The following is a 24649-nucleotide window of genomic DNA, read 5'->3' on the forward strand; positions in this document are numbered from 1 at the left end:
GCTGCGGCGGAAGAAAGCGAAAAGCGAAAGCGGGCCGACGCTCGCGGACGCGGCTAGGTGAGCAACATCACGACGATCATCCCCCAGATGGTCAGCAGCGTATTGCCGACCGCATAGGTCACCGTGTAGCCGAGACCGGGCACCTGGCTTTTCGCCGCGTCGCAGATCATGCCGAGCGCGGCCGTCGTGGTGCGCGCGCCCGCGCAGACGCCGAGCAGAATCGCCGGGTGGAAGCGGAACACATACTTCGCGATAAACATGCCGAGAATCAGCGGCACCGCGGTGGCGAAGATGCCCCACAAAAACAGGCTGATGCCGAGCTGCGCGAGTCCCGCGACAAAGCCGGGGCCCGCGGTGATGCCGACCACCGCGATAAATACGTTCAGGCCTACGGAATTCATGAACCACAGTGTCGATTCGGGAATGCGGCCGAAGGTCGGGTGAATCGCGCGCAGCCAGCCGAACACGATGCCCGCGATCAGCGCGCCGCCGGCCGTCGACAGCGTGAGCGGCACCGCGCCGGCCTTGACGACGATCGCGCCGATCAGCGCGCCGAGTGTGATCGCGAAGCCGATAAAGGCGACATCGGCCGCGGCGGACGGGCGGTCGATCGTGCCGAGTATCTTCGCGGCGGCGGTCGTGTCCTGCGTGCGGCCGACGATCATCACCGTGTCGCCGCGATGCAGCTTCGTGTTCGGCAGCACCGGAATCGGCGTTTCGGTCGCGCCGCGCTTGATGCGGCGAATATACACGCCGCGCGCGTTCGGCAGCTTGCCGAGCTCGTCGAGCGTTTTGTCTTCGACGGCCTTGTTCGTCACATAGACGTCGACGCCTTCAGCCGGCACCGCGAGCAGTTCCGGGTCGTCGACCTCCGTATGCAATGGACCGAGCACCGAGACCAGTTGCTCGCGCGGGCCCACGATCGCGACGACGTCGCCGGGTTGCAGCACGGTGCCGATACGCGCTTCCTCGATCTTGCCGTCGCGGCGGATGCGCTCGATGTAAAGCCGCGCGCCGTCGGGTGTCAGCGCTTCGGCCTGGCTCACCGTCAGGCCGATCGCGCGGCCGTCCGCCGGAATGCGATACGCGCGCAGTTCGTACTGGTGCCACGCCTGGCCCGCGCCACCCAGTTCCTTCGCGCCGCCGAGGCTCGCCTCGTATTCCTTGCAGGCCGAGACGAGATCGATGCCGAGCAGCTTCGGCCCGAGCGTCGCGAGGATCAGCGCCGAGCCGATCGTGCCGAAGATATACGTCACCGCATATGCGGTTGGCATTGCATCGAGCAGCGCCTTGGTTTCGTCTGCAGGTAAGCCGAGACGGTTGATCGCATCGGTCGCAAGGCCCATCGACGCGGAAATGGTTTGCGAGCCGGCGAACAGCCCCGCGGCCGAACCGACGCCGTAGCCGGCGATTTTCGCAGCGATGACAGGCGCGGCGAGACACAGCACGCATTGCACGACGGAGAAGATCGCTTGCGGAATGCCGTCTTTCGCGATGCCGCGCACGAATTGCGGGCCGACGCCGTAACCGACCGCGAACAGAAACATTAAAAAGAACACCGACTTCACGTTCGCCGAAATCGTGATGCCGAGCTGGCCGATCGCAATCGCCGCAAGCAACGTCGCGGTCACTGCGCCGAGACTGAACCCCTTATAACTTTTGCCGCCTACCCAATAACCGATGCCAAGCGAAAGAAATACCGCGATCTCCGGGTATTGCCGGAGTGTTTGCGCTAGCCAGGTCATGCTCGCTCCTTTTAATCGGACGTTGTAGAGACGTGCAACTGAAATGGCGATGTCGGGTCACGCGCTGCGTGTGCGATGGAGGCAACGCGTCATGCATAGGGTTGGGCGTAGGCGCCTGATGCGTGCGAGCGGGCGGGGGTGCCCGGTTTTCTTGGCCGATTCAACAATCGAAGGGCAGTATAGGCAATGGAAATCGATTATTCCATTTTGCGAGCGACGATTAGTTCGACTGATGTGAGTCAAGACATTCCGTCTTATTTCAGTGTTTGCTACCAGTGCCTGCTGTTATGCGTTGAAGCGGCGCACCCAGGCATGAGACCCAGGTTCGATCGACCCGCCCGCGCGACCGGCGCTACCCGCCAATCGGGTACCTGCCAGGCGCTTCGCGGCCGCTTCTGCGCAGGTCTCGAAAGCAGGGTCGATTGTTTCTCCATTGACATCGCAACGACACCCGCGTCTTATACGTTGGTACGCGCGGTTCATTGTGTTTCGAGAACGACGCATCGGGTCATGAGCCCGGTGCCTGTCGCCCACGGCTAGGCTGTTCTTCGACCACGAGGTACACGTGATGAACGCAGGCACTCAGTTCGCGCACAGTCAACAGATTGGCGCCAAGGTCGCCCGGATCTTCCAGAAGCGCGCACAGGTCGCGCAGCAGCATTTCAATGAGCGCGTGCATGACGCACTCGACACCCAGACCGGCAACGGCGCCGCGGCCGGCACAGCGCATGCGCCGTTGCCCGCGCCGCTCGCGGGCCCCTTTGCCGCATCCGCGCTTACCGCACCGTTTGCGGCCGCCGTGCCCGGCGTGGCCGCATTTTCCGCACCTTTCACCAGTGCTTTCAATGCGGCATTCGATCCGCTCTCGGCCTGGCGCTATGCAATCGACGCGACGCAGCGCACGGTGCTGTTCTGGGACACCTTGCGCCAGCGCGGCAACCAGTTCGTCGACCAGACCGCGCAAGGTTTGAAGCCGGTGCTGCACTTCGACTATGAAACAGTGCTCGATGGCCGCGCGTTCGAACGCCCGGTCAACTATGCGCTGTTGCGCATCCGTCCGCCTGAAGGCGTGACGATCGATGCGGGCAAGCGCCCCTATGTGATTATCGATCCGCGTGCGGGGCACGGCCCAGGCATCGGCGGATTCAAGGACGATTCGCAGGTCGGCGTCGCGTTGCGCGCGGGCAGCCCCGTGTATTTCGTGGTGTTTTTCCGCGATCCCGAACCGGGCCAGACGCTGCTCGATGTCTGTGCGGCCGAACAGCGCTTCGTGAAGAAAGTGCGCGAATTGCACCCGGACAGCCCGAAGCCCGCGATAGTCGGCAACTGCCAGGGCGGCTGGGCCGCGATGATGCTTGCCACGTCCGACCCCGACGAAACCGGCCCGATCGTGATCAACGGCGCGCCGATGTCGTACTGGAGCGGCGCATGGAGCGAAGGCGAGGGCGACAACCCGATGCGCTACGCGGGCGGCATGCTCGGCGGCACATGGCTTGCCTCGCTTGCGGCGGATCTCGGCAACGGCAGATTCGACGGTGCGCATCTGGTGCAGAACTTCGAGAACCTGAACCCGGCGAACAGCCTCTGGGACAAGTACTACCACGTGTTCGACAACGCCGACACCGAACCGCCGCGCTTCCTCGATTTCGAGCGCTGGTGGGGCGGCTACTACCTGATGAACCGCGAAGAGATCGAGTGGATCACGAAGAATCTGTTCGTCGGCAACAAGCTATGGGCGGGCGAGGTGCGCGGTGCGGGCGGCGCCGCGTTCGATCTGCGCGACATCAAGTCGCCGATCGTTCTGTTCGCGTCGCTCGGCGACAACATCACACCGCCGCAGCAGGCATTCAACTGGGTGACGGATATTTACGGCAGCACCGATGAGATCAAGGCGCGCGGTCAGGTGATTATCGGGCTGATGCATCAGAGCATCGGCCACCTCGGTATTTTCGTATCGGGCAAGGTCGCGAAGAAGGAGCATACCCAGATCGTTTCGGTACTCGAAGCAATCGAGGCGTGCCCACCGGGACTGTACGGCATGGAGATTACCGAGCAGAAGGGCGCGGACGGCAAGCCCGAATACGAGGTCAGCTTGCAGGAGCACCGGCTCGAAGACATCGCGGCGAAATTCAACCGCTTCAAGCGGATCGACGAACTGCCGTTCAAGGCTGTGGAGCAGGTGTCCGAGTTCAATCAGCGCGCGTACGAGCTGTTCGCGCAGCCGTTTGTGCAGGTGTTCTCGAATGAGGCAACGGCGGGCCTCTTGCGCCAGTTCCATCCGTTGCGTGCGCAACGATGGATGTTCTCCGATCTGAACCCATGGCTCGCGTGGCTCGCGCCCGCGGCGAACGCCGTGAAGGCAAACCGCATGGAGAGCGATGCGGACGGGCCGAACCCGCTGCGTCAGGCGGAACGGCGCGGCGCCGAACTGTTCAGTGCGTCGCTCGACTATTACCGCGCGCTGCGCGATGCCGCGACCGAGGGCCTGTTCTTCAGCGTGTACGGCAATCTGTTTGCCGCGCGCTCGGCCGCCAGGCTCGATCTCGACGGGCCTGTCGCGACGCCCGTCACGGACCCCCGGGACTTGCCGTTCGTCAGGGAAGCGCTGGCGGCGATCGGCGACGGCGGCTACACCGAGGCGATCGCGCGTGCCGCGTGTCTGCTTGCGCGCCACGGCGAACCGCTGCCGCTCACGCGCCTCGCGATACGCAACGAGCTGGCGCAGGAATACGCGGACTATCTGCCGGCGCTCGAGCACGATGAATGGCGGCGCATCCGCGGCGAGCAGGAAATTGTCGTGCGCTATGAACCGGAACGCGCGCTCGCATCGCTGCCCACGCTGCTCGCCGATTCCGGTGACCGCAAGCGGTTTGTCGCGCTGCTCGATAAGCTTGCCGTGGATGAACGCGTAGAGGGGATGGCGCCGACCGCGGCGCAACGCGCGATGGTCGAGCGTATTCGCGCGCTGCTGCCGTTAAAGCCGACGCGCACCCCGCGCGTGGCTTCATCGTCCACGCCTTCCGTGCATTGACGCCGACTCGCCACCCGGCCGGCACTTCGCCGGCCGCCTGCAAGGACATATTCATGGAACATCAGCACGAGAAATATCGGCGTCTGATCGAAATATGCAAGTCGATGCCGCCCACGCCGACGGCCGTCGCGCATCCGTGCGACCCCAGCTCGCTGCAAGGCGCGGTCGAAGCGGCGCAAATGGGTTTGATCGCACCGATCCTCGTCGGCCCCGGCGAACGCATCGTCGCGCTCGCGAAGCAGCATGACATCGACATCTCGCCGTATCCGATCGTCGATGCGCCGTTTAGCCATGCGTCCGCCGCGGCTGCCGTGCAACTGGTACGCGAAGGCCGCGCGCAGGCGCTGATGAAAGGCAGCCTGCATACCGACGAACTGATGAGCGCCGTTGTCAGCCGCGAATCGGGGCTGCGCACCGAGCGGCGCGTCAGCCACTGCTTCGTGATGGACGTGCCCGGCCACGCGAACGCGCTGATCATCACCGATGCGGCGGTCAATATCGCACCGACGCTTGAAGAAAAGGTCGATATTCTGCAGAACGCGATCGATCTCGCCCACGCGTTGAAAATGGAAGAAGTGCGTGTGGCGATTCTGTCCGCCATGGAAACGGTCAATCCGAAGGTGCCGTCGACCATCGAGGCCGCTGCGCTGTGCAAGATGGTCGATCGTCATCAGATCACGGGCGCGCTCGTCGACGGGCCGCTTGCGCTCGATAACGCGATCGACCCCGAAGCCGCGCGGATCAAGAAGATCGATTCGCCCGTGGCCGGCCGTGCGAATGTGTTGATGGTGCCCGATCTCGAAGCGGGCAATATGCTGGCGAAAAGTCTGTCGTTTCTGGCAGGCGCCGATGCCGCGGGCGTCGTGCTCGGCGCGCGCGTGCCGATCATTCTGACGAGCCGCGCCGATTCGGTGATGACGCGGCTCGCCTCGTGCGCGGTGGCCGCACTGGTCGCGCAGGCGCGCGCCCGAGCGACGAAAGTGGAGGGGTAACGCAATGACCGATGTGATTCTCGTGCTGAATGCAGGCTCGTCGAGCATCAAGTTTCGCGCCTATTACGTCGAAGGCAACGAGCTGGACCTTGGGCTGCATGGCCAGATAGAAGGCCTGTTCGGTTCGCCGCATTTCATCGCGCATGATAAAAACAACGAGCAGGCCGGCGAAAAGCGCTGGGGCGACGGCGCAAAGCTGTCGCATGAAGACGGCATTCAGTACATCTCGGCGTTTCTGACCAGCCATCGCGGCGACAACCGCCTCGTCGCGGTCGGCCATCGTGTCGTGCATGGCGGCGAGAAGTTCGCGAAATCGGTGCTCGCCACGCCGGAGGTGGTGGACGAACTCGACAAGCTGACGCCGCTCGCGCCGCTGCATCAGCCGCACAACCTGAAGCCGATCCGCATTATCGCGGCGACGCGCCCGCATTTGCCGCAGGTCGCATGCTTCGATACGGCGTTTCATCGCTCGCAAACGGAACTGGCGCAGGCGTTTGCGCTGCCCGAGTCGATTACCTCGCGCGGCGTGCGGCGCTACGGTTTTCACGGCCTCTCGTACGAATACATCGCGCAGGCGCTGCCCGAATTTTCGCCGCGCGCGGCGCACGGACGCACGATCGTCGCGCACCTGGGCAACGGCGCGAGCCTGTGCGCGATCGAAAATGGGCGTAGCGTGGCGAGCACGATGGGCTTTACCGCCGTCGACGGTTTGCCGATGGGGACACGCTGCGGCAGCCTCGACCCCGGTGTGCTGCTGTATCTGCTCGAAGAACTGAAGATGGATACGCACGCGATCGAAGACCTGATTTACAAGCAATCGGGTTTGCTCGGCGTGTCCGGTATTTCCGGCGATATGCGCAAGCTGCTCGACAGCGATGCGCCGCGCGCGCGCTTTGCGATCGACCTGTACGCGTATCGGATCGGACGCGAAATCGGTTCGCTTGCGGCCGCGTTGCAAGGGCTCGACGCGCTGGTGTTTACAGCGGGGATCGGCGAGAACTCGGCGGAGGTTCGTCGGCGGGCGGCCCGGCACGCAACGTGGCTTGGCGTCGAACTCGACGACGCCGCGAACGAGGCCGGCGGTCCGCGCATCAGCTCGCCATCGAGCAAGGTCGAGGTGTGGGCCATTCCAACCGACGAGGAACTGATGATCGCGCGCCATACGCGTGAAGTCGTCGACGCGCAGTGACGCTCATTGACGCGCAGTGACGCGCAGTGACGAAATGATCTCGCACACGAGAAGCCACGGAGTTCGACCATGACGCAGACTCACAACGAATCCCGCCAGATACTGCAAGGCATGAAAGCGCTTGTAACCGGCATCGCGAACGAGCATTCGATCGCCTACGGCTGCGCGAAGGCGTTTCGCGAACTCGGCGCCGAGCTTGCGATCACGTACGCGGACGACAAGGCCCGGCCCTATGTCGAACCGCTCGCGCGTGAACTGGACGCCCCGCTGTTCATGCCGCTCAACGCGTCGAAGCCCGAGGATTTCGAAGCGGTGTTTGCACGTATCGGCAGCGAATGGGGCAAGCTCGACATCCTCGTTCATTCGATCGCGTGGGCGCCGAAGGACGATTTGCAAGGCGGCTTGCTGAACTGTTCGGCGCAGGGCTTTGCGGCCGCGATGGATATTTCCTGCCATTCGTTTATCCGGATGGCACGGCTGGCCGCGCCGCTGATGAAAGACGGCGGCGCGATGTTCACGATGAGCTATTACGGCGCGAACAAGGTCGTGCCGAACTACAACGTGATGGGACCGGTGAAGGCCGCGCTCGAAGCGAGCGCGCGATATCTCGCGTACGAGCTCGGGCCGCGGCGGATTCGCGTGCACGCGATTTCGCCCGGGCCGCTGAAAACGCGCGCGGCATCGGGGCTCAAGGATTTCGATCTGCTGCTCACTGAAGCGGCCGAGCGCGCGCCGCTCGGCGAACTCGTCGACATCATGGACGTCGGCTTCACCTGCGCGTTTCTCGCGACGCCGTATGCACGGCGTTTGTCGGGTGAAACGCTGTATGTCGACGGCGGCGTGCACATCATGGGCTAGCGCGGTCCGCGGTTTGAGGCTGACGCTCCGGTTCGCGGTGGAGGTAGAGGTTGGGTTGAGGAGAGCGGAAATGGCTGACATGGTGATTGGCAATATCGAGGACGGCACGTCCGAAGAAGAGATTCAGGCGCTGCTCGTCAAATACGGCTTTCCGGTTTACGACGCGCTTCAGCACGTGCCCGGCGACGGTTCGCGTCCTGCCGTGCTGGTGAGTTTCAATGGCACGGAGCCTGCCGCGCTGCGGATGCTGCAGCCGCGCATTCACAATCTGTTCTGGAGGAATCGCCGGCTCAATGTCGTGGTCCTGCAGGAACGCAGCGAGGAGTGATCGTGGCGGCATGCACGGAGATCCGGCCATGGGCCTTCTGAGCCGGCTACTACGCCTGGACTTGCGCGACCCGCATCGCGCCGGCGCAGCGGATGAACGCGATGCGCCGCATCGCGCCGAAGAAGTCGAGCAAACCATCGCGCGTATCGCGCGCGCCATACCGCAACTGAAGCTTGCGCGGCAATACGACACGCGGCTCGCACCGGCGATCCGCGCAACGCTCGACTACGCTCGCGGGATTGTCGCGGCGCTGCCCGCGCCGCGCGCCGCCGATGCAAGCGCATGGTCGAGCGACCCGTATATTCATGCGTTCTTCGCGACGTGTGACGACGTCTGCCACGCGTTCGGGCGCTCGCAGGAATTGCGCGAATGGTTTGGCGACCATATGGATTGCGACGAAGTCTACGCGGTGCTCGGCATGGACATGGCCGAGCGCAGCGTGCTCGGCGTTGCGCAGCACGAGGGCAAAACGCGCACCGACGTGCGGCAGACAACCATCAGCTTCAGCGACCATCGCGTGCGCATCTTCGGCCGCACGGAAGCCGATCTTCACGACGAGATCGTGCGGCGCATCGTCGATCAGCTGGCGCTCGAAGCGCTCGAGCAGATCGCCAACGACAAGTCCCGCCGCGATGCACTCGAACAGGAGCGCGCGCTGCTGAAGGCGCGGCTGCAATTGCTGCAACGGCAGGGCGCGGGCATGCATGCGGTCGTGTCCGGCGCGGCGCCCGCCGATCTCGCCGAAGTCGCGCGGCTGCAGCGGCAGATCGAAGAGAACGAACATCACCTCGGCGAACTCGGATTCAAGACCGAAGCGATCGAACGCCAGTTCGATACCGTGCAGCGCATCTATGCGGACCCGGCCGCGCAAACCTATGTGACGCGCAAACGGCTGCGGCTCGACAGAATGAACGTGGTTGTCGATCAAGCCGCCACGCAGCCCGCGGCCGATCTCGAACTGCATATCGCGCGCATTCCCGCGAATCCGTCCGAGATGCGTGCTTTCGAGATCGTGCGTTTCCGGCGCGCGGACCTGCCGCCTGCCGGCAGCCTGTTCGGCGATACGAGCCGGATCGTCATTTAAGGCTTGAGCGGGCGTTATCCGCCTCATGCGTTATCCGCCCGGATCGACGCGGTGAATGCGAATCGGGTCACCCGTGCCGGCGCGGAACATTCTTCGATATACGTGCTGCATAAACTTACGATTTGAGGTCCGGACGGTCTCTTATGTAATATCGCATGCTTATCGTACTAACCGGTTGTTCATTCATTTAACGGAGACCAATATGAGTTCAACCACGACGCCCGTCTGGTTTATCACCGGCTGTTCGACGGGCTTCGGCCGCGAACTGGCGCGCGCGGTGCTCGCGCGCGGATGGCGCTGTGTGGCGACCGCGCGCAACAAGGCGTCGCTGGCCGATCTCGCCGACGGTGCGAGCGACCGGCTCCTCACACTCGATCTCGACGTCACCGACGCAAAGCAGATCGGCGTGACCGTTGAAGCGGCGTTGAAACGCTTCGGCTCGATCGACGTGCTCGTCAACAATGCGGGCTATGGCTATCAGGCAGCAATCGAAGAAGGCGTCGAAGCCGAGATTCGCGCGCAGTTCGACGTCAACGTATTTGGCCTCTTTGCGATGACACGCGCCGTGTTGCCGTCGATGCGCGCGCGCCGCAAGGGCCATGTGCTGAACATCACCTCGCTGGCGGGTCTTGCCGGTTACGCGGGCTCCGGTTACTACGCGGCCAGCAAACACGCCGTCGAGGGCTGGTCCGACTCGCTTGCGATCGAAGTCGGGCCGCTCGGTATCAAGGTGATCTGCGTCGAGCCGGGGCCGTTCCGCACCGACTGGGCAGGACGCTCGCTCAGGCAGACGCCGAACCGCATCGCCGATTACGCGGACACGGCCGGCAAGCGCATGCAGAACACGGCACAAAGCACCGGCACGCAGCAGGGCGACCCGGTACGGGCCGCGCAGACCATGCTCAAGATCACCGAGGTCAGCGATCCGCCGCGCAATCTGCCGCTCGGCGCGGCATCGCTCGAGGGCGGTACCAAACGGCTGCGCGACTTGCTCGACGATATCGAAAAGTGGCGCGAGACGAGTCTCGGCGCCGATTTTCCGGCGGACGAAAAGTAGGGCGGACACGCACAAGGCACGTTTCGCTTCACGCTTGCCGTGCCTGCCGCGGCACCGGCATGCACAGCGCGCGTGGAAGCGCCGCGGGCACGGCTGCCACCGCAAGCCGAGGCCGCATGCGAGCATGCGTGCGTGGCCGACGCGTCGGCGAGGCGCCCCGCAGCGTACGCCGATAGCGCACAGGCGGCGCTTATCGCGACCCGTGCGGCAGGAATCGATGCGGTATCGAACCCGGTTTGCTGCGCGTGCCTTCAGAGAGGCACGGCGGCAACAGCGGATTTAACAGCATTTTGATATCGCGCCGCCCATATTTTGCTGCGCGTTGATGCGCCGCTTGTTCCAATACAGTCGTCTTCTCACCGTTGGACGAACGTTGCGATGCTACGGCTGCTGATCCCCGTGATCCATTACGAAGGTGCGCTGCAAGCCGCGCGCCATGCCGCATTCCTGCACGCCGAGCGTTGCGTGTCCGAGGTTGAAATCGTCGAAGTGCTCGAGTCGCTCGAATGGGGCCGCGCCGCGGCTTTTCACTCGCGCGGCGCGCTCGCGCTGTTCGAAAGGCGCGCGCTCTTTAGCCCGATGATGAACACGCGCGCGATTCTCGACGATGCGGGCGTGCCTTATCGCTGGAGCCGCGCATGCGGCCCTGTCGCGGAGACGATCGCCGCGCATGCGGCATTGCAGCAGTCGGACGCGGTGATCGTCGATGCGAGCCAACTGAATTTTCTGACGCGCTGGTGGATCATCGCGAGGCTCTGGCGGCTCACGAAGACGCCGGTGACGATGCTGCACTAGCCGGTCTTGCCCGCGCCGCGCGTGCCGAGAGGTCGTTTTTATATCGACGAAAGCGGCTTTTACGCGGCTTTTGCACGGTGTCGGATATGCTTTCAATATGCAATACATCGTGAGGGCGACATGGCGCACCCATTGGCGGGCCTGCGCGCGCTGCTAAGGCGCGGTAGATCAGCTCACAGCGCGGAACACGGTGCGCGGCCGCGCCGCGAACCCGGGCGCAACGTGATGCTGCACGTGACGGTCGACGCGCAACACACCACGCCGTTCCGGGAAGCGCTGATTCGCGATTGCGGCAACCAGCAATGGACGCTGCGCGTCGCGCCGCTGCGCGATAGCGGGCGCGTGCGGTTGTCGCTCTATCTGCCGAAAGCCGACGTTGGCCATGCGATCCAACGGCTCTCGCAATTGACCCCGGACGCCGAAGTCGGGCAGGTGGTCGAGATTCCCGATACGCCGAGCGAGGCGTGGCGCAGCCTGATTCACGCGAACGCGCAAGGCGAGGTGCCGAGACCCGCGCATACACGCCACGCCGATGCGTCGTCCCATCGCGGCAACGGCACGCATCGTGCAGACGGGCACGCGGCCTACGGCGCCGCCCGCAATGCAGCCGGCGGTGCGGCCCGCGATGCAGCCGAACAAGCCGCCCAAGAAGCCGCCCAAGAAGCCGATAATGCCGCCGTCGAAAGCATGATTCCCACCCAGCCGAGCCTCGCGCAACTGCTGCCCGCGAGTCACGTGCTGCTGGGTTCGCCCGCTGCGGACCGCGAGCAGCTGTTCGCGCAATTGAGCCAATCATTCGAAACACTGTGCCGTGTGCCGGCGTCTATCGTCACGGCCGGTCTGACGGCGCGCGAGGCGCTCGGCTCGACCGGTCTCGGGCGCGGTGTCGCGGTGCCGCACGGACATATCGAAAACTTGGCGCAGCCGGTCGCGATCTATGTGCGCCTCGCCGTTCCGATCGCGTTCGACGCGCCCGATGCGCAACCGGTCTGCGATATCGTCGCGCTGCTCGTGCCGCAATGGGCCGACAGTGCGCATCTGCATCTGCTGGCGGAAGTCGCGCAGTGTTTCTGCGACCATCATTTCCGTGACCGCCTGCATGAATGCGAAGACGCCGCCGCCGTCTGCCGGCTGTTCAACGACCGCGAGACGCTCGAACAGGCCGCGCGAGGCGACCGGCGGCTCGTCTGAGCCTTAGCGCGCCACGCCGCCTTTTTCCACCGCCTCCCGCATCGCGATGCAATAGCGCATGAGCTGCGGCTGCGCCACGACGAACTGCTTGAGCGGCGTATCGATGTCGTAGAAGTAGATGTTCGCGACAAACCCGTACACTGCCGCGTCGATACTGACCGGCCGGTCGCCGAACAGAAAGCCGCTGTCGTGAATCAGGTTGGCGATCACCTGCAGGTCCGCCGTGCCGCGCGCATAGGCCTGCTCCGGCTCGTAGCGGCCGATGCCCTGATAGTGATAGCGGTTGAAGTTGTACTCGCGCGCCGCTTCGAGCGATTCGGCCGCGAGGTCCGCATGCTGCGCGAGCAGCGCCGCGCGAAACGTGGGCCAGAAGCGGTCGTCGCGCCAGCGCGAATACGACATCACCCAGTAAAGATCGTCGAGCGTGCGACGCAGCATCAGGTCGAGGTCGCGCTGCGCGTCGGTCAGTGCCGCATCGATCGTCAAGGCGTATTGGCGTTTCAGATACGACAGAATGGCGTCGCTATCGCCGATTGTTTGTTCTCCATCGACTAAATACGGCAGTTGCCCGCGCGGCGCGGCCTTCGTATCGAGCACGTGCCGATGGTCGAACGCGAGACCGCACAGCCGCAGGAACGCGAACACCTTGAGCCCATACGGATTGTTGTCCTCGAGGCCGTATAGCTCGGGATACGAGTACAGGGTGATCATCGGTTGTCTCCGGTGAGGATTATTCAGTTTTGGTTCAAGCAGTATGAAGCGTGGGCCAATGGTCACGTCAAATACGCTATGGCAATGTCGGGGTCCATGATGCGATCCGATATGCCATCGAATCGCTTGTCGAGTCCTTACCGAACCTGAATCGGGGTAATGCAACATGACAGCGTATAAGGATTTCACCGACCCTCCATCCGGCAGCGGCCAGGCCGATCCATCCGGACAACTCGAGTCACGCGACCCACGCGAGCCACGCGATCAATCGGACCAGCGCGGCTGCCATCCCGGCGTGACGCGCCGCGGCTTTCTGAAGTCGGTCGGCGCATCGGGCATTGCCGCGGCGGGCACGACGATGATGTCGGCCGCGGTGCTCGCCGACGAGGCGCCCGCCGCTGCACAGGCGCCGGCCGCGGCAACCGGAAGCGGCCCGTACACCGTGCAGTTCAGCGTGAACGGCGTTGGCCACAAGCTCGATGTGGAGCCGAACGCCGTGCTGCTCGACGTGCTGCGCGACCGCCTGCAACTGACCGGCACGAAGAAGGGCTGCGACCACGGCCAATGCGGCGCCTGCACGGTGCACGTGAACGGCGTGTCGGTCAATTCGTGCCTGTCGATTGCCGTCATGCACGATGGCGACGAAATCACAACCGTCGAAGGCCTCGCTAGAAACGGCAAGCTGCATCCGGTCCAGCAGGCGTTCTGGGAGCACGACGCCTACCAGTGCGGCTACTGCACGTCCGGGCAGATGATGAGCGCGGTCGCGGTGCTGCACGACGCGCGCGTGCCCGCCGACGACCATTCGCTGCGTGAAGCGATGAGCGGCAACATCTGCCGCTGCGGCGCCTACAAGAATATCGTCGCCGCGATTCAGGACGCGCGCGGCAAGATGCGGAGGGCATGATGCGCTCATTCGACTACACCCGCGCGTCGAGCGTCGACGCAGCGATCGCGGCGCACGCGCCGGGGACCAACACCGTGTTTCTTGCTGGCGGCACGACGCTGCTCGATCTGATGAAGCTCGACGTGATGCGCCCGGCGCGCGTCGTCGATATCCACAAGCTCGCGCTCACGCAAATCGACGTGCTCGACGACGGCCGCGTGCGCGTCGGCGCGATGGTCAGCAACACCGATCTCGCGCGCCATGAGGTGATTCGCACGCGCTATCCGGTGCTGTCGCAGGCGCTGCTGTCGGGCGCGAGCACGCAGTTGCGCAACAAGGCCACGACCGCCGGCAATGTCATGCAGCGCGTGCGCTGCGGCTACTTCCGCGACGGCGTCTCGGCCTGCAACAAGCGCGAGCCCGGCTCGGGCTGCGCCGCCATCGGCGGCCACAATCGCAACGTGCATGCGGTGCTCGGCGGCAGCGAGCAATGCATCGCCGCGCATCCGTCGGACATGTGCGTCGCGATGGCCGCGATCGGCGCGACGGTGCATGTGCAAGGGCCGAATGGCGCACGCGATATCGACTTCCTCGACTTTCATCTGCTGCCCGGCGACACGCCATGGAAAGAGCACGCGCTGAACGACGGCGAAATGATCACGCACGTGACGCTCGATGCGCCGCTGCCGCACAGCCGCTCCGCGTATCTGAAGCTGCGCGACCGCGCGTCGTATCAGTTCGCGCTCGCGTCGAGCGCGGTGATCGTCGTGCTCGACGGCCACACGATTCGCGATGCGCGCATTGCGATGGGGGGCGTCGGCACGAAGCCATGGCGCGCCAGGGACGCGGAAGCGGCTCTGAAAGGCCAGCCCGCGACGCAGGCGACATTCCAGCAAGCCGCGGCCGTCGCGATGCAAGGCGCGCGCTCGTATGGCCAGAACGGCTTCAAGATCGCGCTCGGCCAGCAGGCGATCGTCCGCAATCTGAGCAGCGTCGTCGCATAAAGCGCGGCTTGGCTACGTGATTATGAGGAAAACATGAACAACGACATCATCGGCGATTCGATGCGCCGGGTGGACGGGCGTCTCAAGGTAACGGGCGCCGCGCATTACGCGGCCGACCAGAGCCTGCCTGGCATGGTCTACGCGTACGGCGTCTTCAGCACGATTTCGAGCGGTCGCGTGTTGCGCATCGATACCGCGGATGCGCGCCGCACGCCCGGCGTGATCGAGATTTTCAGCCACGAGCAGTTTCCGCGCCTGTATCGCGCGCCGCGCACGATCAACTCGTTCAACGACATTCTGACCGCCTCGGTGACCGACGAGCGCCGTCTGCCGTTCGAAGATGCGAGCGTCAACTACGCGGGCCAGTTCGTCGCGCTGGTCGTGGCCGACACGTTCGAGCACGCGCGCGAAGCCGCCTACAAGGTCAACGTCACCTACGCGACGAACAAGCCGGTGACGAGTCTCGCGCAGGGCGTCGAGGCGGGCGGCACGCGCGACGGCGGCCGCGGTCATGCGCGCGGCGATGCCGCAGCGGCATTCGACAGCGCGCCGCATCGCATCGACGCCGTGTATCGCACGCCGGTCGAAACGCACAATCCGATGGAAATGCATGCGACGCTCGCGCATTGGGAAGGCGACGAGCTGCATCTGTTCGAAGCCTCGCAGGGCGTGACCGTGCACCGCAATACGATCGCGCGCGTGTTCGGGCTGTCGCCCGATCAGGTGAGGGTCGAAGCGCCGTTTATCGGCTCGGGCTTCGGCAGCAAGCTGTGGATGTGGCCGCATTCGGTCGCGGCAAGCGCCGCGTCGCGCGCGGTCGGGCGGCCCGTCAAGCTGGTCGTGCCGCGTGCGCAGATGTTCACGACCACCGGCCATCGGCCCGAAACGCAGCAGCATGTGCGGCTGGCGGCCGACGCGAACGGCAAGCTCATGTCGCTGCGGCACGAATCGGTCAATACGACGTCGTTTACCGACCAGTACGTCGAAAACTGCGGCGGCGTATCGAAGAGCCTTTACTCATGCCCGAATGTGCTCGTGAGCCACGCGGTCACGCGCGTAAATCGGGGATCGCCGACCTCGATGCGCGCGCCGGGCGCGGCGCCCGGTCTCTTCGCGCTCGAATCGGCGATCGACGAACTCGCGCTGCAAGCGAATCTGGACCCGCGTGAATTCCGTCTGCGCAATCTTTCGACGCAGGACGAAAGCGTGAACCTGCCGTGGTCGAGCAACCATCTGCAGGAAGCGATCGTGCAGGCCGGCGACCGCTTCGGCTGGCAAAAGCGCACGCCGGGCATCGGCTCGATGCGCGATGGCCACGAGATCGTCGGTTACGGCATGGCTGCGTGCAATTGGGACGCGTACCGCACGCCCGCGCAGGCACGCGTCGAGTTGCGCAGCGACGGCAGCGCATGCGTGATCTGCGCGGTGCAGGATATCGGCACCGGCACGTATACGATTGCCGCGCAGACGGTCAGCAGCCTGACCGGCGTGCCGGTCGAGCGTATCGACGTGAAGCTCGGCGATTCGTCGTTCCCGTCCGCGCCGGTGTCGGGCGGCTCGTGGGCGACCGCGAGCGTGATGCCGGCGATCGCCGAAGCGACGCGCAATGCGATCGCTCAGCTCAAGACGTTTGCGACGCAGAACGGCGCGTATTTCGACGGCGCGAAGCCCGACACGCTGAAGTTCGAGAACGGCCGGCTCGTGAACGGCGAGCGCTCCGTCGACTTCGCGACCGTGCTGAAATCGCAGCGGCTGGCGAGCGCCGAGGGCGCGGCGCAGACGGCGGGCGCGCCGTCGGGCAAGCACTCGTTCCGCTCGTTCGGCGTGCATTACGTCGAAGTGCGCTGGGATCCGGGCATCTCGCATCTGCGGGTGGCGCGTGTGGTCAGCGCGATCGACGTCGGCCGCGTGGTGAACCCGATGACCGCGCGCAACCAGGTGGAAGGCGCGATCGTGATGGGTATCGGCATGGCGCTGTTCGAAGGCACCGAGTACGACGCGCGTACCGGTCTGCCGTCGAACAACAACTACGCGGAGTATGTGGTGCCCGTGCATGCGGACCAGCCGCAGGTCGACGTGATCCTGCTCGACTATCCGGACTATGAGTTGAACGAGTTCGGCGTGCGCGGGATCGGCGAGATCGGTATCACGGGGCTCGCGGCGGCCGTGGCGAACGCAACGTATCACGCGACCGGCAAGCGCGTGCGGGAATTGCCGATCACGATGGACAAGTTGATGGATCTCTCCGCGCCGTTCAACGCGTGATGTGCGGCGATGCGTGAAGGGCGGCGGCGGCCGCCTTTGCGGCGCGCTTGCACGCCTTACCGCAGAATCGCTTCGGTGCGCGGCGCCGGCATGCCGACCGCCTGCTCTTCCTTCAGGAAGTCGATCAGCGCGCGCAGCTTCGGCGGCACGCGGCGGCGGTCGGTGTAGTAGAGCGCGAAGCCCGGCAACGGCGGGCTCCAGTCGGTGAGCACGCGCACGAGCCGGCCGGAGTCGAGCAGCGGGTCGATAAAGCCATTGATCATATAAACGATGCCGATGCCGTCGAGTGCCGCCTGCACGGCGGCGGCCGAGTCGTTGACGATCAGCCGGCCATTGACCGCAAGCTCGAGCGTCTCGCCGCCTTTGGACAGCAGCCAGCGCTCGATCTGTCCACTGGTCGCGCGCCGGAAACACACGCAGGCATGCGACAGTAGATCGCGCGGCTGGCGCGGCACGCCGTGCGTCGCGAGATAGTCGGGCGACGCGACGATATGCGCGAAGATCGGCGGCCCGATGTTGACGGCGACCATATCGCGTTCGACCATATCGCCGAAGCGGATGCCCGCGTCGTAGCGCTGCCCGACGATATCGATGAGGCCGGGCTCGATCGAAACGTCGAGCCGGATGTCCGGAAAGCGGTCGAGAAAGCGGCGCATGATCGGCTGCAGCGTGGTCAGATAGCCGGCCCGCGCCACGCTGATGCGCAGCACGCCGGCCGGCCTGTCGAGCGCCGCGCCGAGTTCCTCGGACGCGGAGGTCAGCTCGCGCACGGCCGGCAGTACGCGGTCGAAGTAGGTCGCGCCGGCTTCGGTGAGGCTTACGCCGCGCGTATTGCGATTGAACAGCGCAAGACCGATGCGCGCCTCGAGATTGCGGATCGTCTGGCTGACCGCCGACGGCGATACGCCCAGACGCACGGCGGCCGCGGAGAACCCCTGTTCCTCCGCGACGATGATGAATGTGACGATGCCGTCGAGTTGGTCCTGACGCAAGCGTTGATCCCTCCAGACCTGACGCGGCAGCCTCGCCGGTGTGGCGCCGGCGCGTGTGCTGCCCAGGACGGATCATACCCGGTCATGTGTTTGTCGGCCGGCGGCGGGTTTGCCGTGCGGGGTTCGAAAGGGCCGGCGCGGCTCGGTGTCGCGGCGGCAAGCGAGCGGGCCGACTGGCGTAGCCCTGATCAACTCGCGTCGTTTCTGCGCAGCAGCGCGACGGGTTCGCTCGTCGCGGACGCCACTGGCGACCATTCCGATGCCGGTACATTGAGTTGCGCGAGATCGGCCGGCACGCGAAACGCGAGGTGCGGTTTTTTCTGCAGCAGCGCATCGAAACTCGTGTAGCCCCACGCGACCGCGCCGAATTTCACGCCGACGCGTTGCGCCGCCTCCGCATCGCGCAACTCGTCGCCGATGTAGATGGCGTGCTCGGGATCGATCGACGTCTGCGTGAGAATATGGCGCAGGCGGTGCGATTTGCCGAACAGCGCCGATCCGCATTCGAGCGCGGCGAAACGCTCGACAAGCTCGTGGCCCAACACCGCCTTCACGTTGTCGACCGTATTCGATGTGGCGACCGCGAGTGCGACGCCATGATCGAGTAGTGCTTCGAGCGCGGCCGTGACGCCGGGAAACGGTTGCACCTCGTCGATGCGTTTGTGCAGCATTTTCCGGTAGTCGGACAGCACCGCGGGCACGCGCCAGACCGGCAGGCGCAATTCGCGCAGAATCTCGGCCGCGCTCATCGACCGCATGCGCGGTTCGTCTTCGGGCGTGACGAGCCGGAACCGGTGCTTGAGCGCAAGCGTATTGAGCGACTCGCCGAATACCGCGAACGTGTTGGCCAGCGTGCCGTCGAAATCGAAAATCGCGAGTTGGATCGTCATGGTGTTGCGCGGGCCGCGCATCGAACGTGTGGAGCGAGGCCCCGCATTATGACGGGTATCCGCGAGTTTCCGTGCGTTTCCGTTTTTACGACGCGCCCGAACGCATCTTGCGCGCGACGTTCGCGGCCTGTTCGGCATCGAGCCTGCCTTCGGTACGCAGTTGCGACGCGACGCGTGCGATTTCGAGTTCGCCGAATTGCAGCGCGGCGGCGTTCGTGTGAACCGAATAATAGCCTTCGACGACTTCAAACGGGCTGCGTTGCGCGGAGCCGAGCATAAAGCCGCAGTTGTCGTGCGCGACGAAGTCGACGCCGTTTTCCGATTCGCTGAACACCACGAGTTCGCCCGCTTCGACGCGTTCGCCGGCATCGAGCGAGCCGGAGTAGACGGCGATCCAGAGCACGTTGTGTCCTGGCGCGGGGTCATAGCGCCAATGTTCGCCGGCATTGAGTTCGACGTGCAGATACGTCATGGGCATCGAAACTGGCAATGGGCTTTCGACACCGTTGCATTGTCCGAGCAGGACGCGCGCCGGACCTTCGAGCGGTATCTGGTCGGCGGGCAGATATGCCTCAAACGGTTCAGCGAGCTCGAGTTCCGGCGGCAGCGCAACCCATAGCTGGTAGCCGCGCACCACGCCGGAGGTGCTGAGTGGGCCGCCGTGCCACGTGCCGCGGCCTGCCTGCATCCATTCGGTGGCGCCGGGCATCAGCGTCTGCGGCTTGCCTTTGCTGTTGACGATATGCAGGCTGCCGTCGAGCAGCGCCGTCAGCGTGGCGATGCCCGAATGAGGATGAAGCGGAAAATTGAGTGTCGCGTGCGATTCGAGCACGAAGCGATCGAGCAGCACGAACGGCTTGATCGACTGACCGATATCCGACGGACTCACAAAGCGCGTCAGCGGACCGTCAGTGCGGCCTCTCGTGCGTAAGAAGATCGGCCGAACCGCTTGTGCTTCCGTATGTGCTTGTAATGCCGGCGCTGTCCGTGGACCCGGCATGGCCTTTTTCGATGCTGCCCCCATAAGCCCCTCCAGTACGAAACGTTTAACCAATGGTTCCGCTCGATGTCATCGGAGATCGGGCGGCGCGATGGACTCGAGCGAGAGTCTGTTGCTATTCAGAACACTTGATCTCGGCCATCTATTCTGCGAAAGCCGCAACGAAAATCGGCGAATGTGTTGAATGACATTCAGCGGGTGCATTCATTTGAATCGGCTTTCCGTGTCGCATTCTCGATGCGCGTGAAGAGGCTGGCGCCTCGTGTACGAAGGCGTTTCCGCTCAGGCGAAGCGCGTCAGCCGCCGATCGATACGCAACCCGTTTGAGCCGCGCGCAGATCGATGCATGCGTCGAGTAAGGGACAGTCGGAACGATGCCTGGAGACAACGCTTTGACACTTATAGTCAAGCGTGGAAAGGGGTAAACGCGGAGACGACTGCTGAAGCGTCTTCTGTTTTTCGTCGTGCGGACCGATTGGGAATCGGCTGCTTCGGTATGCCAACCACGATGAGAGGAAGGCACGCAAACCGGCAGGTTGCTTGCCGGTTTGCGCGTGCGGATGCGGATAACCGCAATCAATGATGCTGATAGATGCCGTTGCTCTGCACGGAAATCGGCATGGCGCGGTTGCCGCTTGCCGTCGTGCCGCCGATGCCTGGGCCGTAGTCGCTATTGGCATTGGCGCTGACCGGGTTGACGCGGTTTTCCGCGGCCTGGATGTCAGCCGGGTAGTTCTGCTTGTTGGCGTGCGGATCGTATCCCGCTTGCTCGACACGCGCGAGATCGGCATTGACCTCGGCGCGCGTGACCGGCGAATTCGTGCTTTGAGCATGTGCCGCAAGCGGCGCGCCCAGTGCAAAAAGCGTAGCGAGAAGGGTGGTTGCGCGAGCGTGTTTCATCATGATGTTCTCCTGAGTGGATTGCCCGACTAACGGTACGGGGAACAGATTAACCGCCGCCCGTACGTCGATCGATAGCATGGACGTCATCGCATTGATGCCGCGAAAGCATGTTTCGAAATGCGGCCTCACGATGCGTTCGACTAGCAGAACACCCGAAGATTGCTACGTATTCCGACGAGGCTGTTTTCTGTATTTCGCAACAATTCCGGACACTCTCGCGTATTCCCGCGTATTCCCGCGTATTCCCTCCAGGCAGCGGCGCTATATCCGCTTCATGTCGATGGATGCGGCGTCAACGACATCACGAATTCGAGGAAAGCGCGTGTCTTGGCGGGCGGATGATGCCGCGACGGGTAGAGCGCATAGAGCGGAAAGCGTTCGTCGGGCCAATCGGGAAACAGATCGACGAGCCGACCTTCCGCGAGCAGCTGTTGCGCGCTGATCTGCATGACCTGCGCGACGCCGTAGCCGGACAGGCAGACGCTCAGCATCGTGGCGACGTCGTTGACGACAAGGCGACCCTGGGTGTCGACATCGAGCGTCTTGCGTTTGCGACGAAACTGCCAACTGAATGGCCGCCCGGTTTCCGGATCGCGGAATTCGATGCACGGGTGCGTGCCCTTGCTCAACTCCTGCGGCGTGAGCGGGCGCCCGTTACGCTTCAGATACGCCGGCGCGGCAACGGTCACGATGCGCGTGTCGAACAGCCTGCGCGCGACGAAACTCGATACGCGCGGTTCGCCGAAACGTACCGCGAGATCGAAGCCCTCGGCCACCATATCGCCCAACTGGTCGCGCGTGATCAATTCGAGCCGCAGGTCGGGGTGATCGTTCATGAACGAATCGAGACGCGGTCCGAGAATCAGCCTTGAAAAGAACGGGTCGATATTGACGCGCAGCCGCCCGCGCACAACCGTTGCGCCGCCCGCGGCGGTGGCGGCCGCCTCTTCGAGGCCGGCGATCAACGGCGTGACCTGTTCGTAGAAGCGGCGGCCTTCGTCGGTTAGCGATACGACACGTGTCGTGCGATCGAAAAGGCGTATGCCGAGCCGCGCTTCGAGCCGCGCGATGGCCCGGCTCACGCCCGATTGCGACATGTCGAGCTGTTCGCCTGCCGCGGCAAAGCTGCCCGCGTCGACGATGGCGGCAAACACGCTCATGCCGTTCAGCATGCGTTCGTCGAATCCGGGCATGTATGCCACTCCGTCATTAATCCCATGACAGTGATGATATCGCGCAATGACTTGCCGGTCTCCAGAATGGAGTCCGTCACCATGTTTTCGAAAGGAGTGGGCGATGAAGATTCAGGGAAGCCGTGTGCTGATCACCGGCGCGAACCGTGGGCTCGGCAAGGCCTTTGCCGAAGCGTTTCTGAAGGCGGGAGCGGCGCGCGTCTACGCTGGCGCGCGCGATGCAGAGGCGATGCGGGAGGCAATGAGCGACGCGCGCGTCATACCGGTGCGGCTCGACGTGACTGCCGCCACCGATATCGAGGCGGCGCTCGCGCAATGCGCGGATATCGACATCCTCGTCAACAATGCCGGAAGGATGCGCATGCAACCATTGCTCGAGCCCGGCACGTTCGAGCTGGCGCGCGCGGAGATGGAGGTGAATTACTTCGGCACGCTGTCGATGTCCCGCGCGTTCGCGCCGGTGCTCGTGAAGAACGGCGGCGGATGCATCGTCAATATGCTTTCCGTGGCGAGCTGGTACACCTATGCGTTCAACCCGGCGTATTGCGCCTCGAAGGCAGCCGCGCTCGCGGCGACCGACGGGCTGCGCACCGAGCTTGCGCCGCACGGCACGCAGGTCGTCGGCGTGTTTGCCGGGTTTATCGATACGGATATGGCCGCGAACGTCGCCGACGCAAAAGTCACGCCGCAAGAAGTGGCGTTGCGCACGCTCGTGGGCATCGAGGCGGGCTGCGACGAGGTGTTCGGCGACGATATCAGCCGCACGTTTCGCGAGACGCTCAATCGCGATGCGTCGGGCGTGCGGGCGGAAATGGCGCGGCTGTATCGGGAGTCGTTGCGCCCCGGACGATGATCGGCACCATGCCCCTCAAGGCTTATCGATCAGGCTCACATGAGCGGCAACGATACGCCATCCGCCGTGCAGGCCGGCCTCCGGCTGCGAGTCGGGACCGATCTTCGCCCACGTTTGCATCTGACGGCCGATCTGATCGCTCTCCATGCTGATGAATTCGGTGCTGACGGTTGCGTAATCGGTGCCGAACGTCGTGACGACCGTGCGCCGTAGCCGGCGCGACTTCGGAACCGGCGTGCTGATCTTGCGGTATGCGCGGATCTGGTCGCTGCCGTGCTGGATCTCGCTGATCCCATAGCGCACGGTTTGCGGGCTTTGCCAGAAAAGCATGTTGATCGTCATGTTGTCGTGATCGGCAAGCGCGCGCTCGTAGGCGGCAAACGCGGCGGAAACGTCGGCTACGACATGGGGAAGATTGAGTTGCATCACGAAAGTCCCTGTTGATGTGGTGTAAGGGGCGCGTTGCTGCGCGCGATGGCATGCCGCGCAACGCGCGAACGGGCTTTCGTGAAGACAGTTGGAGACATTGCTTTATTCCGGATACGCACGCAGCGGGCCATCGCGCTGCCGATTTGTTGCCTGATTTGCTGCATGAGCGAAAGGTCTGAGCCGACGGAGAAATGCGAAGCAGTGTCCCGGTTCCCGAAGATTTCGTCCCTTCGCATCCGGGACCGGCACTTGCGTGATCGATCCTGGCGAGGACGGATACCACGCGAGACAGGCGGGACTCCCGGGTGCATTCGCATGCATACCTGGTATGAACGGAGCGTACTGGCTTCCCTGCGCCGATTTCCGAATACTTGAACGACTCCCACGCAATGCGCTGCATGACGGCGTCGACACAATGACCGGTGCGCGCAGCCGCATGGGTCGTTATTGTCTTTGCGCAGATGGAGGCATCCGATGCAATTGAGAGAAAAGAAGTATTTCGATGAACGCGCGACGCAGGAGATGAACGAAAACCTGAAGCCCACGGCGCGCACATTGCAGGAAACGCTCGCGTACGCGTGCCGTATTCTCGCGATGACGGGGCAGGAAGCGGGGCTTGCGGGGCAGATTACCGCGCGCTCGGACAAGCCGCGCTGTTACTGGACGCTGCGTTTCGGCCTCGGCTTCGATGAAGCGACATCCGACGACTTGATCGAAGTCGACGCCGATCTGAATACGATCAGCGGCACGGGCATGGCCAATCCGGCCACGCGTTTCCATCTGTGGGTGTACGAGGCGCGTCCCCGCACTCACGCGATCATTCACACGCATTCGCCGTATGTGTCGGCGCTCGTCGCGGCGCGCCAGCCGCTTGTGATTTCGCAAATGGACATGACGCCGCTGCACAACGACTGCGCGTTTCTTGCCGATTGGCCCGGTGTGCCGATCGCGGACCAGGAAGGCGTGGTCATATCGGAAGCGCTCGGTGACAAGCGGACCATTCTGCTTGCGCATCATGGTCAGTTGACGACCGGCGCCTATGTCGAGGAAGCGGCCTATCTGGCCGTGTATCTCGAGCGTGCCGCACGCATGCAGGTGCGCGCGCGCGTCTTCGGGCCGATCGTGCCGGTGCCGGATGAACTCGCGGCGCAAGCGCACGACTATCTGCTCAAGCCGTCGATCGTCAAGGGGACGTTCGACTACTGGTGTCGTCAGGCTGACAGGATGTGAGCGTGCGAAGGGAGCAGAAGCCG

The 24649-nt window shown here is 64.1% G+C and carries 22 protein-coding genes; 14 read left to right on the forward strand and 8 right to left on the reverse strand.

Annotation, left to right across the window (positions count from 1 at the left end; genetic code table 11):
• Positions 1-53 precede the first annotated feature (53 nt).
• Entirely contained in the window at positions 54-1745 is a 1692-nt protein-coding gene (gene aspT / locus ACYPXD_RS17935) for an aspartate-alanine antiporter (RefSeq protein ID WP_459714004.1), read from the reverse strand.
• A 568-nt stretch (positions 1746-2313) separates the two neighbouring features.
• Between aspT and ACYPXD_RS17940 the strand changes: the two genes are divergently transcribed.
• From ACYPXD_RS17940 to ACYPXD_RS17980, 9 genes are all read left to right on the forward strand, one after another.
• A complete protein-coding gene (locus ACYPXD_RS17940; RefSeq protein WP_459714006.1) occupies positions 2314-4776 on the forward strand; it encodes a DUF3141 domain-containing protein in 2463 nt (820 codons plus the stop codon).
• A gap of 47 nt (positions 4777-4823) precedes the next feature.
• The gene (locus ACYPXD_RS17945; RefSeq protein ID WP_459714297.1) at positions 4824-5768 is read left to right on the forward strand and encodes a phosphate acetyltransferase; all 945 of its coding nucleotides are present in this window, start codon (positions 4824-4826) and stop codon (positions 5766-5768) included.
• Positions 5769-5772: 4 nt separating this feature from the next.
• Positions 5773-6957, forward strand: coding sequence for an acetate/propionate family kinase (locus ACYPXD_RS17950; protein ID WP_459714007.1), 1185 nt, complete (start codon positions 5773-5775; stop codon positions 6955-6957).
• 69 nt (positions 6958-7026) lie between these two features.
• Positions 7027-7815 (forward strand): enoyl-ACP reductase FabI, encoded by a 789-nt coding sequence (gene fabI, locus ACYPXD_RS17955; RefSeq protein WP_459714008.1) that lies wholly within the window; start codon positions 7027-7029, stop codon positions 7813-7815.
• Positions 7816-7885: 70 nt separating this feature from the next.
• Positions 7886-8143 carry an RNA recognition motif domain-containing protein gene (locus ACYPXD_RS17960; RefSeq protein ID WP_459714011.1) on the forward strand — a complete coding sequence of 86 codons (258 nt, stop codon included), beginning with the start codon at positions 7886-7888 and terminating at the stop codon, positions 8141-8143.
• Positions 8144-8171: 28 nt separating this feature from the next.
• Positions 8172-9227: a hypothetical protein gene (locus ACYPXD_RS17965; RefSeq protein WP_459714013.1), complete on the forward strand. Its 1056-nt coding sequence runs from the start codon at positions 8172-8174 to the stop codon at positions 9225-9227.
• Positions 9228-9429: 202 nt separating this feature from the next.
• Positions 9430-10284, forward strand: coding sequence for an oxidoreductase (locus ACYPXD_RS17970; protein ID WP_459714015.1), 855 nt, complete (start codon positions 9430-9432; stop codon positions 10282-10284).
• 378 nt (positions 10285-10662) lie between these two features.
• On the forward strand, positions 10663-11079 hold the full coding sequence (locus ACYPXD_RS17975) for a universal stress protein (protein ID WP_459714018.1): 417 nt from the start codon (positions 10663-10665) through the stop codon (positions 11077-11079).
• Between the two features lie 120 nt (positions 11080-11199).
• Positions 11200-12270 carry a PTS sugar transporter subunit IIA gene (locus ACYPXD_RS17980; RefSeq protein ID WP_459714021.1) on the forward strand — a complete coding sequence of 357 codons (1071 nt, stop codon included), beginning with the start codon at positions 11200-11202 and terminating at the stop codon, positions 12268-12270.
• A 3-nt stretch (positions 12271-12273) separates the two neighbouring features.
• Here the strand turns inward: ACYPXD_RS17980 and ACYPXD_RS17985 are convergent, their stop codons facing one another.
• The gene (locus ACYPXD_RS17985) at positions 12274-12981 is read right to left on the reverse strand and encodes a glutathione S-transferase family protein (RefSeq protein ID WP_459714023.1); all 708 of its coding nucleotides are present in this window, start codon (positions 12979-12981) and stop codon (positions 12274-12276) included.
• Between the two features lie 166 nt (positions 12982-13147).
• Here ACYPXD_RS17985 and ACYPXD_RS17990 point away from each other — a divergent pair, with 166 nt between their 5' ends.
• The 3 genes from ACYPXD_RS17990 to ACYPXD_RS18000 are packed head-to-tail and all read left to right on the forward strand — an operon-like array spanning position 13148 to position 17136.
• Positions 13148-13888 (forward strand): (2Fe-2S)-binding protein, encoded by a 741-nt coding sequence (locus tag ACYPXD_RS17990; protein ID WP_459714025.1) that lies wholly within the window; start codon positions 13148-13150, stop codon positions 13886-13888.
• The gene (locus ACYPXD_RS17995) at positions 13888-14871 is read left to right on the forward strand and encodes an FAD binding domain-containing protein (RefSeq protein WP_459714299.1); all 984 of its coding nucleotides are present in this window, start codon (positions 13888-13890) and stop codon (positions 14869-14871) included. The genes ACYPXD_RS17990 and ACYPXD_RS17995 overlap by 1 nt, the downstream gene beginning before the upstream one ends.
• A gap of 33 nt (positions 14872-14904) precedes the next feature.
• Positions 14905-17136, forward strand: coding sequence for a xanthine dehydrogenase family protein molybdopterin-binding subunit (locus ACYPXD_RS18000; protein WP_459714027.1), 2232 nt, complete (start codon positions 14905-14907; stop codon positions 17134-17136).
• A 56-nt stretch (positions 17137-17192) separates the two neighbouring features.
• On the opposite strand, the gene ACYPXD_RS18005 is transcribed toward ACYPXD_RS18000, so the two are convergent.
• The 5 genes from ACYPXD_RS18005 to ACYPXD_RS18025 form a co-directional block, all read right to left on the reverse strand.
• Positions 17193-18128 (reverse strand): LysR family transcriptional regulator, encoded by a 936-nt coding sequence (locus ACYPXD_RS18005; protein WP_459714029.1) that lies wholly within the window; start codon positions 18126-18128, stop codon positions 17193-17195.
• A gap of 188 nt (positions 18129-18316) precedes the next feature.
• Positions 18317-19018, reverse strand: a complete 702-nt coding sequence (locus tag ACYPXD_RS18010; protein WP_459714031.1) for an HAD hydrolase-like protein — start codon at positions 19016-19018, stop codon at positions 18317-18319.
• An 85-nt stretch (positions 19019-19103) separates the two neighbouring features.
• Positions 19104-19907: a pirin family protein gene (locus ACYPXD_RS18015; protein WP_459714033.1), complete on the reverse strand. Its 804-nt coding sequence runs from the start codon at positions 19905-19907 to the stop codon at positions 19104-19106.
• A gap of 687 nt (positions 19908-20594) precedes the next feature.
• Positions 20595-20921 (reverse strand): DUF4148 domain-containing protein, encoded by a 327-nt coding sequence (locus ACYPXD_RS18020; protein ID WP_459714035.1) that lies wholly within the window; start codon positions 20919-20921, stop codon positions 20595-20597.
• A gap of 272 nt (positions 20922-21193) precedes the next feature.
• Positions 21194-22114 carry a LysR family transcriptional regulator gene (locus ACYPXD_RS18025; protein WP_459714038.1) on the reverse strand — a complete coding sequence of 307 codons (921 nt, stop codon included), beginning with the start codon at positions 22112-22114 and terminating at the stop codon, positions 21194-21196.
• Between the two features lie 103 nt (positions 22115-22217).
• Between ACYPXD_RS18025 and ACYPXD_RS18030 the strand changes: the two genes are divergently transcribed.
• Positions 22218-22967, forward strand: a complete 750-nt coding sequence (locus tag ACYPXD_RS18030) for an SDR family oxidoreductase (RefSeq protein WP_459714040.1) — start codon at positions 22218-22220, stop codon at positions 22965-22967.
• A 15-nt stretch (positions 22968-22982) separates the two neighbouring features.
• Here ACYPXD_RS18030 and hpxZ read toward each other — a convergent pair whose 3' ends face one another.
• On the reverse strand, positions 22983-23393 hold the full coding sequence (gene hpxZ / locus ACYPXD_RS18035; protein WP_459714042.1) for an oxalurate catabolism protein HpxZ: 411 nt from the start codon (positions 23391-23393) through the stop codon (positions 22983-22985).
• A 477-nt stretch (positions 23394-23870) separates the two neighbouring features.
• Here hpxZ and ACYPXD_RS18040 point away from each other — a divergent pair, with 477 nt between their 5' ends.
• Positions 23871-24626, forward strand: coding sequence for an aldolase (locus ACYPXD_RS18040; RefSeq protein WP_459714044.1), 756 nt, complete (start codon positions 23871-23873; stop codon positions 24624-24626).
• Positions 24627-24649 lie beyond the last annotated feature (23 nt).

Source organism: Paraburkholderia sp. 2C (assembly GCF_054589215.1).